The 17,498-nt window shown below is 54.6% G+C and carries 4 protein-coding genes, 4 tRNA genes and 6 rRNA genes; 10 read left to right on the top strand and 4 right to left on the bottom strand.

Annotated features, from left to right (window positions below; genetic code table 11):
* Nucleotides 1-15: 15 nt before the first annotated feature.
* From NRS07_RS18955 to NRS07_RS18945, 3 genes are all read right to left on the bottom strand, one after another.
* Nucleotides 16-1,182: an OmpA family protein gene (locus NRS07_RS18955; RefSeq protein WP_259209731.1), complete on the bottom strand. Its 1,167-nt coding sequence runs from the start codon at nucleotides 1,180-1,182 to the stop codon at nucleotides 16-18.
* A 27-nt stretch (nucleotides 1,183-1,209) separates the two neighbouring features.
* Complete coding sequence (locus NRS07_RS18950) at nucleotides 1,210-2,985, bottom strand: Ig-like domain-containing protein (RefSeq protein ID WP_259209729.1); 1,776 nt, start codon at nucleotides 2,983-2,985, stop codon at nucleotides 1,210-1,212.
* Nucleotides 2,986-3,314: 329 nt separating this feature from the next.
* Nucleotides 3,315-4,478, bottom strand: coding sequence for an OmpA family protein (locus tag NRS07_RS18945; protein ID WP_259209726.1), 1,164 nt, complete (start codon nucleotides 4,476-4,478; stop codon nucleotides 3,315-3,317).
* 802 nt (nucleotides 4,479-5,280) lie between these two features.
* Between NRS07_RS18945 and NRS07_RS18940 the strand changes: the two genes are divergently transcribed.
* From NRS07_RS18940 to rrf (NRS07_RS18920), 5 genes are all read left to right on the top strand, one after another.
* A 16S ribosomal RNA gene (locus NRS07_RS18940) occupies nucleotides 5,281-6,813 on the top strand.
* A gap of 90 nt (nucleotides 6,814-6,903) precedes the next feature.
* Nucleotides 6,904-6,980 (top strand) — tRNA-Ile (locus tag NRS07_RS18935).
* A 20-nt stretch (nucleotides 6,981-7,000) separates the two neighbouring features.
* Nucleotides 7,001-7,076 (top strand) — tRNA-Ala (locus tag NRS07_RS18930).
* Between the two features lie 230 nt (nucleotides 7,077-7,306).
* Nucleotides 7,307-10,181: ribosomal RNA gene (locus NRS07_RS18925) — 23S ribosomal RNA — on the top strand.
* A 133-nt stretch (nucleotides 10,182-10,314) separates the two neighbouring features.
* Nucleotides 10,315-10,427, top strand: a 5S ribosomal RNA gene (gene rrf / locus NRS07_RS18920).
* A gap of 132 nt (nucleotides 10,428-10,559) precedes the next feature.
* Here rrf (NRS07_RS18920) and NRS07_RS18915 read toward each other — a convergent pair.
* Nucleotides 10,560-11,780: a M20/M25/M40 family metallo-hydrolase gene (locus tag NRS07_RS18915; RefSeq protein WP_259209725.1), complete on the bottom strand. Its 1,221-nt coding sequence runs from the start codon at nucleotides 11,778-11,780 to the stop codon at nucleotides 10,560-10,562.
* A gap of 538 nt (nucleotides 11,781-12,318) precedes the next feature.
* On the opposite strand from NRS07_RS18915, the gene NRS07_RS18910 reads away from it, so the two are divergent.
* The 5 genes from NRS07_RS18910 to rrf (NRS07_RS18890) all read left to right on the top strand — a co-directional run bounded on the left by NRS07_RS18910 (nucleotide 12,319) and on the right by rrf (NRS07_RS18890) (nucleotide 17,430).
* Nucleotides 12,319-13,851: ribosomal RNA gene (locus tag NRS07_RS18910) — 16S ribosomal RNA — on the top strand.
* 75 nt (nucleotides 13,852-13,926) lie between these two features.
* Nucleotides 13,927-14,003: transfer RNA gene (locus tag NRS07_RS18905), tRNA-Ile, on the top strand.
* 21 nt (nucleotides 14,004-14,024) lie between these two features.
* A tRNA-Ala gene (locus NRS07_RS18900) sits at nucleotides 14,025-14,100 on the top strand.
* A 209-nt stretch (nucleotides 14,101-14,309) separates the two neighbouring features.
* Nucleotides 14,310-17,184: ribosomal RNA gene (locus NRS07_RS18895) — 23S ribosomal RNA — on the top strand.
* A 133-nt stretch (nucleotides 17,185-17,317) separates the two neighbouring features.
* Nucleotides 17,318-17,430, top strand: a 5S ribosomal RNA gene (gene rrf, locus NRS07_RS18890).
* Together the 16S, 23S and 5S rRNA genes with 4 tRNA genes alongside form the textbook arrangement of a ribosomal RNA operon.
* Nucleotides 17,431-17,498: the final 68 nt, after the last annotated feature.

Below are 17,498 nucleotides of genomic sequence, written 5' to 3'. Positions count from 1 at the left end.
TGACGAGACCTTGGATTACCTGACGGTACGGGTACCGACCACTTCGATGGTCACGCGACGGTTCTTGGCGCGGCCTTCGGCGGTAGCGTTGTCAGCCACTGGCTGGCTCTCGCCCTTGCCTTCGGTGTACAGACGCGCTGGGTCCAGGCCCTTCGATACCATGTAGGCCTTGACTGCATCGGCGCGGCGCATCGACAGCTTGTCGTTGTACGCATCGGTGCCGACCGAGTCGGTATGACCGACAGCGATCATGACTTCGGTATTCATGCCTTCGAGTTTGGCCATGAACTCGTCGAGTGCGGCCTTGCCTTCTGGCTTGACGATCGACTTGTCGAAATCAAACAGCGCTTCGGCTGCGATCGAGACTTTTTCCGAGCTTGGCACTGGCTCAGGAGCGGCGACCACTGGTGCCGCGACTGGCGCTGCAGGTGCTGCGGCGACCGGCGCTGGTGCAACGTAAGCAACCTTGGCAGGGCGGCCGAACTTGTAGACCAGGCTGACCGAGGCCAGGTCGACGTCGCCACGATTGTTCACCGCGTCATTCAGGCGGTAGCGCTCGACTTCGCCGCGCACTGCCAGGGCTTCGCTGAGCTTGTATTCCAGGCCGAGGCCGAGCTTGGCGTTACCGTGGTTTTTGCTGGCCGGGTTCGGATCGGTGACCGCGTTCAGGCGATTGCCGCTGAAGTGGGTGCGGGTCTTGGCGTATTGCACGCCGGCGCGGCCCAGCAGCGAGAGGCGCTGGGTCAGCGCCAGCTGGCCGACCAGGTCGAGGTTCACGCCACGAAAGCCGGCTTCGCCGCGCAGTGCGCCGTTGCCCGATGTCGCCGCGTCGAAACTGAAGGTGCCCAGGTCGAAATAACCGGCCTCGATGGCGATATAGCGGTTCAGTTGCTTACCGGCGAACAGCTTGAAGCCGGTATCGCGTTCGTCCGCATCGAAGCGGGTCAGCGTGGCACCGGTTGCAGTCAAGCTGCGGGTCAGCCGTTCGTCATCGATGTTGGCGCGCGCGCGTCCGACGCCGGCGCCCATGTACCAGGCGCTGTGGGCCCAGTCGGGATTGACGAAAGCCGCGTCGGCTCGCGCTGCGGTGGGCACTGCCATGTCCTGGGGCGCTGCTTGGGCAGTAGCGATGCTGGCGCTGGCCAGTACGGTCAACAGGGCAAGTGTGTGGGAAGTTTTCATTGTCCGGATCTCTTTTATATGCGCGCGTTATTTGGTGATCTTGTTATTGCGGAGGGTGACGGCGGCAGCCGACAGCACGCGGCCGTTGAGCAGCGTCGTGTTATCGCCGACCGTGATGGCCGCGGACCGCGCCAAAATCGATCCTTTGAACGCACTGTTGGCGCCGAGCGTGCTCGGGCCGACCGGCACCCAGGTCAGGTCGCCGGCAGTCGCGCCGTTGGTCAATGCAATCACCGAGTTGGCGGTGGTATTGAGCGTGAGCGCAGTGCGGAAGAGGTAGACGCCGCTGCCGTTCAGGGTCAGGGTGCCGGTCACGCTGATGGCGCCGGAGTAGCAATACACGCCCGGGGCCAGCACCAGGCCGCCGAGGTCGATGTCGCCGGCAAACGTGACATCGCAGGTGCGGCTGTTGGCATCGGTGATGGCGGTCTGCAGGTCGGCCAGCGCATTGTCAAGCACTGCGCCCGACTTGTAGTTGGTGAAGCCGGCAGCCTGTACCGGATCGGTGGTTTGCGAAGGCGAGCCCACGTCGCCCGTCACCAGGGTGGTGCCGCCGGCATTGTTGGTCAGCGAGGTACCAGCGAGCACGGCGAAGCTCGATGCGCTCCCCAGGTTGATCGAGGCCGAGGCCGGCGGTGGCGCCGAGGTCACGGTCAGCCTGGCGCTGCCAGACTTTCCGTCCAGCGTTGCAGTGATAGTGGCACTGCCTGCAGCGATGCCGGTGGCGGCGCCGGTGTTCAGTACGGTAGCGATATCGGTATTGGACGAGGTCCATGCTGCCGTGCGCGTGACAACCGAGGTCGAATTGTCCGAGAAGGTCGCGACGGCGACGAACTGCTGTACTGCGCCAGGGGCGACCGACGCGGTCGATGGTGTGACGGTGATGCCCGACAGGGTAGCGGCAGTCGTGGTGGCGGTGGCAAGCGCGGTTTTACCAGCGAAACTTGCGGTAATCGTGGATGAGCCGACGGCGACGTGGGTCAACAGTCCGGCGTTGCCGACACTGGCCGCAGCCGGGGTAGCGGATACAAAGGCGGTACTGGCGGTGACATCGACGACCGAACCGTCGGTGTAGGTGGCAAACGCAGCGAGCTGGCGGGTCGCGCCGGCCGGAGCGGAGGAGCTTGCCGGGGTGACTGCAAGCGACACGGCTGCCGCTGGCAAGACATTCAGGACCGCGCTGCCTTGCAAGCCGCCCGAGGTGGCGCTGATCACGGAGCGACCAGCGGCCTTCGCCTGCGCTTTGCCACCGATTGCTTCGATCGACGCCACGGCGGGCGATGCCGATGCAAAGGTCGAGACAGCGGTGATATCGCGCGTCGTGTTGTTTTCGAAGGTGCCGATCGCCACGTACTGCTGCGTATTGCCTACATTCAGGTCCTGGACGGCGGGTGCGACAGCAATTGACACCAGTTTCGCGGGCAGCACCGTCAGCATTGCCGATCCCCGCTGACCTTCGAACGCGGCTGCGATGGCAGCGCTGCCTGCGTCGATGCCTACCGCCATGCCGGTGGTCGCATTGACGGTGGCGACGCCTGGCGCCGATGAGGTCCAGGCGGCGATCTTGGTGACATCGCGCGCCGAACCATCGGAATAGGCCGCGGTCGCAACGAATTGCTGGGTCGCCCCGATCGCCACCGACGGCGTGGCTGGCGTCACCGCGACGCTGACCAGGTCTGCTGCCGGAACGCCAAGGATGGGCTCACGCCCCTGGTCGCCACCACCGCATCCGGCGACGAGCGCTGCGCCGGCAAAGCCGGCGGAACAGAGGAGTAGTTTGGTATAGCGCTTAAAGATGTTCAATGGGTGCTTTCGGGTTAGGTGCTATTGCGGATCCTCCGCTTACATGCTGCGTTAGCGGAAAAATCGGAGGCCATGTCTTAGTAGGCTTCTGGGCGCAACTATTACCTTTTGGAATCACTCACTCCGTTCGGTACACCTCATAGCGAAAAAAACCGTCGAGGCGTACCACACAAGCAATCGACATGGATCAGCATGCATCGCACTGGCATGGGCGAGGCACGGGGGTGTAAAGAGGACGAGGATCGGTGCGCGAGGCCGTGAGGCCGGCGTTCAGAATGCAAAAAACCGCCGCGGCTTGCGCCGGGCGGTTTGTTTGATGAGGCTTTGGATTACTTGACGGTACGGGTACCGACCACTTCGATGGTCACGCGACGGTTCTTGGCGCGGCCTTCGGCGGTAGAGTTGTCAGCCACTGGCTGGCTCTCGCCCTTGCCTTCGGTGTACAGACGCGCTGGGTCCAGGCCCTTCGAGACCATGTAGGCCTTGACTGCGTCGGCGCGGCGCATCGACAGCTTGTCGTTGTACGCATCGGTGCCGACCGAGTCGGTATGACCGACGGCGATCATGACTTCGGTGTTCATGCCTTCGAGTTTGGCCATGAACTCGTCGAGTGCGGCCTTGCCTTCTGGCTTGACGATCGACTTGTCGAAATCAAACAGCGCTTCAGCTGCGATCGAGACTTTTTCCGAGGTTGGCACTGGCTCAGGAGCGGCGACCACTGGTGCGGCGACTGGCGCTGCAGGTGCTGCGGCAACCGGCGCTGGTGCAACGTAAGCGACGGTTGCAGGGCGGCCGAACTTGTAGACCAGGCTGACCGACGCCATGTCGATGTCGCCGTTGTTGTAGACAGCATCGGTCACGCGCAGACGCTCGTATTCAGCGCGCAGTGCCAGGGCTTCGCTCAGCTTGAATTCAGCGCCGACGCCCAGCTTGCCGTGACGACGGCCTTCGTTTGGCGGATTAGGATTGCTGACAGCGTTCAGGTAGTTGCCGGTGAAGTCGGTACGTGCTTTTGCGTACTGGACACCAGCACGGGCCAGCAGCGACAGGCGCTCGGTCAGTGGCAGCGTACCGACCAGGTCCAGGTTCACGCCACGGAAGTCGGTCTCGCCGCGCAGCATACGGTTGTTGGTGGTGCCAGCATCGAAGCTGTAGTCACCCAGGTCGAAATAGCCCAGTTCCACGCCGAAGTAGCGGTTGAACTTCTTGCCGACGAAGACCTTGAAGCCGGTGCTGCGGTCGTCAGCGCTGTACGAAGTCAGCGGCAGGCCAGCAGCCGACATGCGGTTTGCCAGATCGGTGTTGTAGATGTCAGCGCGGGTGCGGCCGACGCCAGCGCCCATGTACCAGGCAGTGTTGGCCCAGTCAGGGTTCACGGTTGCATGGCTGTGCATTGGCGCTTGTGGCGCCATGTCCTGGGCCGAAGCCTGGGCAGTCATCATGGTTGCGCAGGCCAGTGCGATCAGTGCGGCGAGTTTGCTCGAAGTTTTCATTGTTTGTTTTCTAGTCAAAGTAATTAATATGGTGGTCTGTTTGTTGCTCAAGGCGACAGCAGCAGTTGAAAGTCAGCAGTTCTTTCCCAGCCTGGAAATGTCGCCGCCGAGACAGCTGCGAACTTCTCTCTCTATGAGCTGATCCGCCTGATGGCGTCCAGCGTGCTGGGAAGACCTGTTAAACCGGCAACTTCAGGGAGAATTATTACCTTTCAGAACGTAGTGTACTGTTCGCTACCGCTCATAAGAACACATATTCTCAAATTAACAACACATTCGATATGCCATTTTTGCAACATACCGAGGGTTGCGGCCAATTTCCCCTGACCCTAGCCGACCGCAACAGCGCCCGGCCCTATATAAGATATCGTATTGACCAGATTCTTGCCGATCGCAGCTGTATATAAGGGCGTGAGCATTGCAACCCTTGCAGGGAGTGCTGCGGTTTGCTATAGTTCTGCTCCTCCGACGCACACGCAGCTTCACGGCAGCGATAGCGGAGGAAACGAAGGGGTTGACGAGAAACGCGAAACACTGCATACTCTCTTTTCTCTGCTGCTGACGAACACAACGCTTCGTCAAGTGCAGCAAGGCAGGTCCGAACACAGTTCTTTAAAAATTTACAGTCGATAAGTGTGGGCGTTTGATGAAGGTGCCAAGAACTTTGGTTCTTGATTACTTAAATTATCAAATGTTCACAAAAAAGAAATAGCGTTGTCTCAGCAATGAGATGACGGTCAGTATTTTGAGTGAGCGACCCGTCTGCAAGGACGGAGACAGAAATGTCTATTAAACAGAGATTAAACTGAAGAGTTTGATCCTGGCTCAGATTGAACGCTGGCGGCATGCTTTACACATGCAAGTCGAACGGCAGCGCGGGGCAACCTGGCGGCGAGTGGCGAACGGGTGAGTAATATATCGGAACGTACCCAAGAGTGGGGGATAACGTAGCGAAAGTTACGCTAATACCGCATACGATCTAAGGATGAAAGCAGGGGACCTTCGGGCCTTGTGCTCCTGGAGCGGCCGATATCTGATTAGCTAGTTGGTAGGGTAAAGGCCTACCAAGGCTACGATCAGTAGCTGGTCTGAGAGGACGACCAGCCACACTGGAACTGAGACACGGTCCAGACTCCTACGGGAGGCAGCAGTGGGGAATTTTGGACAATGGGCGCAAGCCTGATCCAGCAATGCCGCGTGAGTGAAGAAGGCCTTCGGGTTGTAAAGCTCTTTTGTCAGGGAAGAAACGGCTGAGGATAATACCCTTGGCTAATGACGGTACCTGAAGAATAAGCACCGGCTAACTACGTGCCAGCAGCCGCGGTAATACGTAGGGTGCAAGCGTTAATCGGAATTACTGGGCGTAAAGCGTGCGCAGGCGGTTTTGTAAGTCTGTCGTGAAAGCCCCGGGCTCAACCTGGGAATTGCGATGGAGACTGCAAGGCTTGAATCTGGCAGAGGGGGGTAGAATTCCACGTGTAGCAGTGAAATGCGTAGAGATGTGGAGGAACACCGATGGCGAAGGCAGCCCCCTGGGTCAAGATTGACGCTCATGCACGAAAGCGTGGGGAGCAAACAGGATTAGATACCCTGGTAGTCCACGCCCTAAACGATGTCTACTAGTTGTCGGGTTTTAATTAACTTGGTAACGCAGCTAACGCGTGAAGTAGACCGCCTGGGGAGTACGGTCGCAAGATTAAAACTCAAAGGAATTGACGGGGACCCGCACAAGCGGTGGATGATGTGGATTAATTCGATGCAACGCGAAAAACCTTACCTACCCTTGACATGGTCGGAAGCCCGAAGAGATTTGGGTGTGCTCGAAAGAGAGCCGATACACAGGTGCTGCATGGCTGTCGTCAGCTCGTGTCGTGAGATGTTGGGTTAAGTCCCGCAACGAGCGCAACCCTTGTCATTAGTTGCTACATTTAGTTGAGCACTCTAATGAGACTGCCGGTGACAAACCGGAGGAAGGTGGGGATGACGTCAAGTCCTCATGGCCCTTATGGGTAGGGCTTCACACGTCATACAATGGTACATACAGAGGGCCGCCAACCCGCGAGGGGGAGCTAATCCCAGAAAGTGTATCGTAGTCCGGATTGTAGTCTGCAACTCGACTACATGAAGTTGGAATCGCTAGTAATCGCGGATCAGCATGTCGCGGTGAATACGTTCCCGGGTCTTGTACACACCGCCCGTCACACCATGGGAGCGGGTTTTACCAGAAGTAGGTAGCTTAACCGCAAGGAGGGCGCTTACCACGGTAGGATTCGTGACTGGGGTGAAGTCGTAACAAGGTAGCCGTATCGGAAGGTGCGGCTGGATCACCTCCTTTCTAGAGTAGCACCGGGATAGAACCCATTCATTGAGCGTCCACTCTTATCGACTGTAATAATTAGAAGAAACAGTAGCAGTGTTCCAAGTCGGGGCTGTAGCTCAGCTGGTTAGAGCACCGTGTTGATAACGCGGGGGTCGTTGGTTCGAGTCCAACCAGCCCTACCATCGCGGTTCAGAAGAATCCTGGGGGATTAGCTCAGCTGGGAGAGCACCTGCTTTGCAAGCAGGGGGTCGTCGGTTCGATCCCGTCATCCTCCACCAATCACTGCCTACATAATTCGAAAGTACAAACGTAAGCATAGATGCTTAGGTTTGATCTTTTAGCGATCAAAGCTGTTTCGTTCTTTAACAATCTGGAAGAAGTAAAAGTTTTTTAAGTGTGTGCGACAGCACATGCTTAGGGTAGCAATACAAGTATCAACAAACATGCAACAAGCTGTACTCTTGATTTTCTATAACGATCCCTGTGTCAGCAGGGGCCAACGTTATAGGGACAAGCGAATAAGTGCACATGGTGGATGCCTTGGCGATTACAGGCGATGAAGGACGTAGTAGCTTGCGATAAGCTGCGGGGAGCGAGCAAACACGCATTGATCCGCAGATTTCCGAATGGGGAAACCCGGCCTTTATGGTCATTGCATACTGAATACATAGGTATGCAAAGCGAACGCGGCGAACTGAAACATCTAAGTAGCTGCAGGAAAAGAAATCAACCGAGATTCCCAAAGTAGTGGCGAGCGAAATGGGATGAGCCTGTACGTGATAGTCGATTGGATAGTGGAACAACCTGGAAATGTTGGCCATAGAGGGTGATAGCCCCTTACACGAAATTCAAACGGTGATACTAAGCGTACGACAAGTAGGGCGGGACACGAGAAATCCTGTCTGAACATGGGGGGACCATCCTCCAAGGCTAAATACTCGTAATCGACCGATAGTGAACCAGTACCGTGAGGGAAAGGCGAAAAGAACCCCGGGAGGGGAGTGAAATAGATCCTGAAACCGTGTGCATACAAACAGTAGGAGCGGACTTGTTCCGTGACTGCGTACCTTTTGTATAATGGGTCAGCGACTTACATTCAGTGGCGAGGTTAACCGAATAGGGGAGCCGTAGAGAAATCGAGTCCGAACAGGGCGACAGTCGCTGGGTGTAGACCCGAAACCAAGTGATCTACCCATGGCCAGGATGAAGGTGCGGTAACACGCCCTGGAGGTCCGAACCCACTAATGTTGAAAAATTAGGGGATGAGCTGTGGGTAGGGGTGAAAGGCTAAACAAACTTGGAAATAGCTGGTTCTCTCCGAAAACTATTTAGGTAGTGCCTCAAGTATCACCATCGGGGGTAGAGCACTGTTATGGCTAGGGGCTCATTGCGAGTTACCAAACCATTGCAAACTCCGAATACCGATGAGTGCGAGCTTGGGAGACAGACGTCGGGTGCTAACGTCCGGCGTCAAGAGGGAAACAACCCAGACCGCCAGCTAAGGTCCCAAAGATTGGCTAAGTGGAAAACGAAGTGGGAAGGCTAAAACAGTCAGGATGTTGGCTTAGAAGCAGCCATCATTTAAAGAAAGCGTAATAGCTCACTGATCGAGTCGTCCTGCGCGGAAGATGTAACGGGGCTAAGCCAGTCACCGAAGCTGCGGATATCCTTTATTGGATATGGTAGGAGAGCGTTCTGTAAGCCTGCGAAGGTGAGGTGTGAACCTTGCTGGAGGTATCAGAAGTGCGAATGCTGACATGAGTAGCGATAATGGGGGTGAAAAGCCTCCACGCCGTAAGCCCAAGGTTTCCTGTTCAACGTTCATCGGAGCAGGGTGAGTCGGCCCCTAAGGCGAGGCAGAGATGCGTAGCTGATGGGAAGCAGGTTAATATTCCTGCACCGTCGTATGATGCGATGGGGGGACGGATCGCGGAAGGTTGTCTAGCTGTTGGAATAGCTAGTTTTTGACTCATAGAAGGCGCTTAGGCAAATCCGGGCGCAGGATTCAAGGGGTTGAGACGAGGAACTTAGGTTCTGAAGCAATCGGAAGTGGTTCCAAGAAAAGCCTCTAAGCTTCAGTCATACGAGACCGTACCGCAAACCGACACAGGTGGGCGAGATGAGTATTCTAAGGCGCTTGAGAGAACTCGGGAGAAGGAACTCGGCAAATTGGTACCGTAACTTCGGGAAAAGGTACGCCCTTGTAGTTTGACCACTTTACTGTGGAAGGATGAACGGGTTGCAATAAACTGGTGGCTGCGACTGTTTAATAAAAACACAGCACTCTGCAAACACGAAAGTGGACGTATAGGGTGTGACGCCTGCCCGGTGCTGGAAGATTAAATGATGGGGTGCAAGCTCTTGATTGAAGTCCCAGTAAACGGCGGCCGTAACTATAACGGTCCTAAGGTAGCGAAATTCCTTGTCGGGTAAGTTCCGACCTGCACGAATGGCGTAACGATGGCCACACTGTCTCCTCCCGAGACTCAGCGAAGTTGAAATGTTTGTGATGATGCAATCTACCCGCGGCTAGACGGAAAGACCCCATGAACCTTTACTGTAGCTTTGCATTGGACTTTGAACCAATCTGTGTAGGATAGGTGGGAGGCTTTGAAGCGGACACGCCAGTGTTCGTGGAGCCATCCTTGAAATACCACCCTGGTTTGTTTGAGGTTCTAACCTTGGTCCGTTATCCGGATCGGGGACAGTGCATGGTAGGCAGTTTGACTGGGGCGGTCTCCTCCTAAAGCGTAACGGAGGAGTTCGAAGGTACGCTAATTACGGTCGGACATCGTGATGATAGTGCAATGGCATAAGCGTGCTTAACTGCGAGACCGACAAGTCGAGCAGGTACGAAAGTAGGACATAGTGATCCGGTGGTTCTGTATGGAAGGGCCATCGCTCAACGGATAAAAGGTACTCTGGGGATAACAGGCTGATTCCTCCCAAGAGTTCATATCGACGGGGGAGTTTGGCACCTCGATGTCGGCTCATCACATCCTGGGGCTGTAGCCGGTCCCAAGGGTATGGCTGTTCGCCATTTAAAGTGGTACGTGAGCTGGGTTTAAAACGTCGTGAGACAGTTTGGTCCCTATCTGCCGTGGGCGTTGGAAATTTGAAGGGGGCTGCTCCTAGTACGAGAGGACCGGAGTGGACGAACCTCTGGTGTACCGGTTGTCACGCCAGTGGCATTGCCGGGTAGCTAAGTTCGGAAGAGATAACCGCTGAAAGCATCTAAGCGGGAAACTTGCCTTGAGATGAGATTTCCCGGAGCCTTGAGCTCCTTGAAGGGTCGTTCGAGACCAGGACGTTGATAGGCTGGGTGTGGAAGTGCAGTAATGCATTAAGCTAACCAGTACTAATTGCCCGTACGGCTTGTCCCTATAACCTTGGTAGGTATATAGATAAGTCGAGAATACAGCGCACGTTTGTTGATACTCGCTACCCAATACAACAATTACTTCTTCCAGATTCAGAGATTTTTGCCACTTGGCAAAAACCTCGTACAAGTCAAAGCCTGATGACCATAGCAAGTCGGTCCCACCCCTTCCCATCCCGAACAGGACCGTGAAACGACTTTGCGCCGATGATAGTGCTGCAACCAGTGTGAAAGTAGGTTATCGTCAGGCTAGTTATAAGCAAAACCCCACAGAGTGATCTCTGTGGGGTTTTTTGCGTTTGGGCGCCGGTCCGTACTAGGGCGCTGACAGCTTGCTGCACGTTCGATTCGTGGCCGGCGGCTGGACGATGATACGGTTGTACTAGTCCTGGCCCGAAAGTTCGACGAGGTAGGCGGCGGCCAGGCGCGCGAACTTAAGCGCGTGCGCCGTCTGGCCGCCGGAATTAGCGAGCGTGTCCTTGGCTGTGTGGATATACGGATTGTCGCGTGCAGACGATGATTCGAACGGCATGGACACCGTGTAGCCCAGCGCGTGCCAGCTGGCGTGGTCCGAGCAAGCATAGCCGCACTTGTCGTAGCCGACCGTGAGTCCGGGAAGATACACGCGTACCAGCTGGGCGATAAAGGCATTCTGTGCGCTATTCGTATAGTCGGTGAGCAGGTAGATGTCGTTTTCGGCGCCCTTAAAATTGGTCATATCGAGCTGCAGGACGCCTGCAAGTGACCGATTTTCCGCCTTGAAACGGAGCGCGATGTCTTGTGATCCGCGTAGCCCCACTTCTTCTGCGGCATAGGCGATGACATGAATTGTCCGGCGTGGCCGGTAGCCGCTGGTAATGATCGCGCGCACCGCTTCGGTCATGCTGGCAACGCCTGACGCATCGTCATCGGCGCCGGGCGCGCGCGCGTTTTCGCCCATGCCAAAGCTCAGAATCGAATCGAGATGCGCGCCGACGACGACGGCTTCCTCTGCCAGGTCTGTGCCGGCGATAGTCAAGCTGACAGACGCTTGCGGAAAATCTGGGTGTATGACCTGGGTCACCGAGATGTCCGGGCGGCCGGCGCCAAGCCCGCGCCATGTCGAGAAGAGCCAGTTCGCCGCGTCCACGCCAGAACGGCTCCTGTAATAACGATTGGGGAAGGCGCTGAGCGAGATGATCGTGGACTCGATATTTTTCTCTGTCATGTTCGCAAGTATTGGTTCAACAGTATCGCGATGAGAGATGGCGTACGTCCTTGTAGGCGGTATCAGATCGCCGCGAGATAAAGCGGCACGCGCCTCCGCTTCACTGGCGTGGACCATGAAACCGCCGCACTGTCCCATGCGTTGATGGATTGCGCCGGCTAGTGCAACAAGCCGATTCTCATCGATCGTCACCGCATGCACCTTGTCCGCCCCCGCAGCTGCACTCAACTGCCGGCTGTCGATTGACACCAGGTCGGGAGCGGAGGATTTAATTTTCTGGAAGGCGGCGTCGCCGATAGTAATCCAGACCTTCTTATTCGCAGATGGCGTAACAGCCGCCCCCATGCTCAGCCAGAGGGTGAACAAGAGGCAGATGTTGAGAAGAACTGACTTCATCGTTTTCTCCTGCTGGGCTGAAATAAAAATGCTAGCAGTACTGACAGCGTTGCTAATTGCAAGATCTCAGGCCCGCGCTAAGAAAAATGCGGCAGGCTCTTGCAGATGGCCGCCGGGTTTGTTATAGTTCGCCTCCGCTTCGGGACACTCGGCAGTAGATGCTGATGTGGGGACTGAAAAACGTTAACGTAATCAACTAGTTACGATAACAAAGTCCGCAGGGAAATCTGCAACGAAGCGAACGAAGGGGTTGACGAGAAACGCGAAACACTGCATACTCTCTCTTCTCTGCTGCTGACGAACACAACGCTTCGTCAAGTGCAGCAAGGTAGTGCCGAATACAGTTCTTTAAAAATTTACAGTCGATAAGTGTGGGCGTTTGATGAAGGTGCCAAGAACTTCGGTTCTTGATTACTTAAATTATCAAATGTTCACAAAAAAGAAATAGCGTTGTCTCAGCAATGAGATGACGGTCAGTATTTTGAGTGAGCGACCCGTCTGCAAGGACGGAGGCAGAAATGTCTATTAAACAGAGATTAAACTGAAGAGTTTGATCCTGGCTCAGATTGAACGCTGGCGGCATGCTTTACACATGCAAGTCGAACGGCAGCGCGGGGCAACCTGGCGGCGAGTGGCGAACGGGTGAGTAATATATCGGAACGTACCCAAGAGTGGGGGATAACGTAGCGAAAGTTACGCTAATACCGCATACGATCTAAGGATGAAAGCAGGGGACCTTCGGGCCTTGTGCTCCTGGAGCGGCCGATATCTGATTAGCTAGTTGGTAGGGTAAAGGCCTACCAAGGCTACGATCAGTAGCTGGTCTGAGAGGACGACCAGCCACACTGGAACTGAGACACGGTCCAGACTCCTACGGGAGGCAGCAGTGGGGAATTTTGGACAATGGGCGCAAGCCTGATCCAGCAATGCCGCGTGAGTGAAGAAGGCCTTCGGGTTGTAAAGCTCTTTTGTCAGGGAAGAAACGGCTGAGGATAATACCCTTGGCTAATGACGGTACCTGAAGAATAAGCACCGGCTAACTACGTGCCAGCAGCCGCGGTAATACGTAGGGTGCAAGCGTTAATCGGAATTACTGGGCGTAAAGCGTGCGCAGGCGGTTTTGTAAGTCTGTCGTGAAAGCCCCGGGCTCAACCTGGGAATTGCGATGGAGACTGCAAGGCTTGAATCTGGCAGAGGGGGGTAGAATTCCACGTGTAGCAGTGAAATGCGTAGAGATGTGGAGGAACACCGATGGCGAAGGCAGCCCCCTGGGTCAAGATTGACGCTCATGCACGAAAGCGTGGGGAGCAAACAGGATTAGATACCCTGGTAGTCCACGCCCTAAACGATGTCTACTAGTTGTCGGGTTTTAATTAACTTGGTAACGCAGCTAACGCGTGAAGTAGACCGCCTGGGGAGTACGGTCGCAAGATTAAAACTCAAAGGAATTGACGGGGACCCGCACAAGCGGTGGATGATGTGGATTAATTCGATGCAACGCGAAAAACCTTACCTACCCTTGACATGGTCGGAAGCCCGAAGAGATTTGGGTGTGCTCGAAAGAGAGCCGATACACAGGTGCTGCATGGCTGTCGTCAGCTCGTGTCGTGAGATGTTGGGTTAAGTCCCGCAACGAGCGCAACCCTTGTCATTAGTTGCTACATTTAGTTGAGCACTCTAATGAGACTGCCGGTGACAAACCGGAGGAAGGTGGGGATGACGTCAAGTCCTCATGGCCCTTATGGGTAGGGCTTCACACGTCATACAATGGTACATACAGAGGGCCGCCAACCCGCGAGGGGGAGCTAATCCCAGAAAGTGTATCGTAGTCCGGATTGTAGTCTGCAACTCGACTACATGAAGTTGGAATCGCTAGTAATCGCGGATCAGCATGTCGCGGTGAATACGTTCCCGGGTCTTGTACACACCGCCCGTCACACCATGGGAGCGGGTTTTACCAGAAGTAGGTAGCTTAACCGCAAGGAGGGCGCTTACCACGGTAGGATTCGTGACTGGGGTGAAGTCGTAACAAGGTAGCCGTATCGGAAGGTGCGGCTGGATCACCTCCTTTCTAGAGTAGCACCGGGTTAGAACCCATTCATTGAGCGTCCACTCTTATCGACTGTAGAACAAGAACAACAGTGTCGGGGCTGTAGCTCAGCTGGTTAGAGCACCGTGTTGATAACGCGGGGGTCGTTGGTTCGAGTCCAACCAGCCCTACCAAGTTATTGGCATACCCAATAAGGGGGATTAGCTCAGCTGGGAGAGCACCTGCTTTGCAAGCAGGGGGTCGTCGGTTCGATCCCGTCATCCTCCACCAAGAGCTCAAACGTAAGCACAGCTGCTTAGGTTTGGTCTTTTCGAGATCACTGTTTTTTCGTTCTTTAACAATCTGGAAGAAGTAAAAGTTTTTTAAGCGTGTGCGACAGCACATGCTTAGGGTAGCAATACAGTATCAACAAACATGCAACAAGCTGTACTCTTGATTTTCTATAACGATCCCTGTGTCAGCAGGGGCCAACGTTATAGGGACAAGCGAATAAGTGCACATGGTGGATGCCTTGGCGATTACAGGCGATGAAGGACGTAGTAGCTTGCGATAAGCTGCGGGGAGCGAGCAAACACGCATTGATCCGCAGATTTCCGAATGGGGAAACCCGGCCTTTATGGTCATTGCATACTGAATACATAGGTATGCAAAGCGAACGCGGCGAACTGAAACATCTAAGTAGCTGCAGGAAAAGAAATCAACCGAGATTCCCAAAGTAGTGGCGAGCGAAATGGGATGAGCCTGTACGTGATAGTCGATTGGATAGTGGAACAACCTGGAAATGTTGGCCATAGAGGGTGATAGCCCCTTACACGAAATTCAAACGGTGATACTAAGCGTACGACAAGTAGGGCGGGACACGAGAAATCCTGTCTGAACATGGGGGGACCATCCTCCAAGGCTAAATACTCGTAATCGACCGATAGTGAACCAGTACCGTGAGGGAAAGGCGAAAAGAACCCCGGGAGGGGAGTGAAATAGATCCTGAAACCGTGTGCATACAAACAGTAGGAGCGGACTTGTTCCGTGACTGCGTACCTTTTGTATAATGGGTCAGCGACTTACATTCAGTGGCGAGGTTAACCGAATAGGGGAGCCGTAGAGAAATCGAGTCCGAACAGGGCGACAGTCGCTGGGTGTAGACCCGAAACCAAGTGATCTACCCATGGCCAGGATGAAGGTGCGGTAACACGCCCTGGAGGTCCGAACCCACTAATGTTGAAAAATTAGGGGATGAGCTGTGGGTAGGGGTGAAAGGCTAAACAAACTTGGAAATAGCTGGTTCTCTCCGAAAACTATTTAGGTAGTGCCTCAAGTATCACCATCGGGGGTAGAGCACTGTTATGGCTAGGGGCTCATTGCGAGTTACCAAACCATTGCAAACTCCGAATACCGATGAGTGCGAGCTTGGGAGACAGACGTCGGGTGCTAACGTCCGGCGTCAAGAGGGAAACAACCCAGACCGCCAGCTAAGGTCCCAAAGATTGGCTAAGTGGAAAACGAAGTGGGAAGGCTAAAACAGTCAGGATGTTGGCTTAGAAGCAGCCATCATTTAAAGAAAGCGTAATAGCTCACTGATCGAGTCGTCCTGCGCGGAAGATGTAACGGGGCTAAGCCAGTCACCGAAGCTGCGGATATCCTTTATTGGATATGGTAGGAGAGCGTTCTGTAAGCCTGCGAAGGTGAGGTGTGAACCTTGCTGGAGGTATCAGAAGTGCGAATGCTGACATGAGTAGCGATAATGGGGGTGAAAAGCCTCCACGCCGTAAGCCCAAGGTTTCCTGTTCAACGTTCATCGGAGCAGGGTGAGTCGGCCCCTAAGGCGAGGCAGAGATGCGTAGCTGATGGGAAGCAGGTTAATATTCCTGCACCGTCGTATGATGCGATGGGGGGACGGATCGCGGAAGGTTGTCTAGCTGTTGGAATAGCTAGTTTTTGACTCATAGAAGGCGCTTAGGCAAATCCGGGCGCGGAATTCAAGGGGTCGAGACGAGGAACTTAGGTTCTGAAGCAATCGGAAGTGGTTCCAAGAAAAGCCTCTAAGCTTCAGTCATACGAGACCGTACCGCAAACCGACACAGGTGGGCGAGATGAGTATTCTAAGGCGCTTGAGAGAACTCGGGAGAAGGAACTCGGCAAATTGGTACCGTAACTTCGGGAAAAGGTACGCCCTTGTAGTTTGACCACTTTACTGTGGAAGGATGAACGGGTTGCAATAAACTGGTGGCTGCGACTGTTTAATAAAAACACAGCACTCTGCAAACACGAAAGTGGACGTATAGGGTGTGACGCCTGCCCGGTGCTGGAAGATTAAATGATGGGGTGCAAGCTCTTGATTGAAGTCCCAGTAAACGGCGGCCGTAACTATAACGGTCCTAAGGTAGCGAAATTCCTTGTCGGGTAAGTTCCGACCTGCACGAATGGCGTAACGATGGCCACACTGTCTCCTCCCGAGACTCAGCGAAGTTGAAATGTTTGTGATGATGCAATCTACCCGCGGCTAGACGGAAAGACCCCATGAACCTTTACTGTAGCTTTGCATTGGACTTTGAACCAATCTGTGTAGGATAGGTGGGAGGCTTTGAAGCGGACACGCCAGTGTTCGTGGAGCCATCCTTGAAATACCACCCTGGTTTGTTTGAGGTTCTAACCTTGGTCCGTTATCCGGATCGGGGACAGTGCATGGTAGGCAGTTTGACTGGGGCGGTCTCCTCCTAAAGCGTAACGGAGGAGTTCGAAGGTACGCTAATTACGGTCGGACATCGTGATGATAGTGCAATGGCATAAGCGTGCTTAACTGCGAGACCGACAAGTCGAGCAGGTACGAAAGTAGGACATAGTGATCCGGTGGTTCTGTATGGAAGGGCCATCGCTCAACGGATAAAAGGTACTCTGGGGATAACAGGCTGATTCCTCCCAAGAGTTCATATCGACGGGGGAGTTTGGCACCTCGATGTCGGCTCATCACATCCTGGGGCTGTAGCCGGTCCCAAGGGTATGGCTGTTCGCCATTTAAAGTGGTACGTGAGCTGGGTTTAAAACGTCGTGAGACAGTTTGGTCCCTATCTGCCGTGGGCGTTGGAAATTTGAAGGGGGCTGCTCCTAGTACGAGAGGACCGGAGTGGACGAACCTCTGGTGTACCGGTTGTCACGCCAGTGGCATTGCCGGGTAGCTAAGTTCGGAAGAGATAACCGCTGAAAGCATCTAAGCGGGAAACTTGCCTTGAGATGAGATTTCCCGGAGCCTTGAGCTCCTTGAAGGGTCGTTCGAGACCAGGACGTTGATAGGCTGGGTGTGGAAGTGCAGTAATGCATTAAGCTAACCAGTACTAATTGCCCGTACGGCTTGTCCCTATAACCTTGGTAGGTATATAGATAAGTCGAGAATACAGCGCACGTTTGTTGATACTCGCTACCCAATACAACAATTACTTCTTCCAGATTCAGAGATTTTTGCCACTTGGCAAAAACCTCGTACAAGTCAAAGCCTGATGACCATAGCAAGTCGGTCCCACCCCTTCCCATCCCGAACAGGACCGTGAAACGACTTTGCGCCGATGATAGTGCTGCAACCAGTGTGAAAGTAGGTTATCGTCAGGCTAGTTATAAGCAAAACCCCACAGAGTGATCTCTGTGGGGTTTTTTGCGTTTGGGCGCGCCGGCCCCAT

The sequence above is a fragment of the Massilia sp. H6 genome, assembly GCF_024802625.1.
Classification (GTDB): Bacteria; Pseudomonadota; Gammaproteobacteria; order Burkholderiales; family Burkholderiaceae_D; genus Telluria.
The sequence above is the reverse complement of the archived record's forward strand: the minus strand, read 5'-3'. Positions and strand labels throughout refer to the sequence as shown.

Excerpts from the sequence above, each read along its gene's own strand:
- NRS07_RS18955 (WP_259209731.1), bottom strand. The coding sequence starts at position 1,182 with ATGAAAACTTCCCACACACTTGCCCTGTTGACCGTACTGGCCAGCGCC.
- NRS07_RS18945 (WP_259209726.1), bottom strand. The coding sequence starts at position 4,478 with ATGAAAACTTCGAGCAAACTCGCCGCACTGATCGCACTGGCCTGCGCA.
- NRS07_RS18915 (WP_259209725.1), bottom strand. The coding sequence starts at position 11,780 with ATGAAGTCAGTTCTTCTCAACATCTGCCTCTTGTTCACCCTCTGGCTG.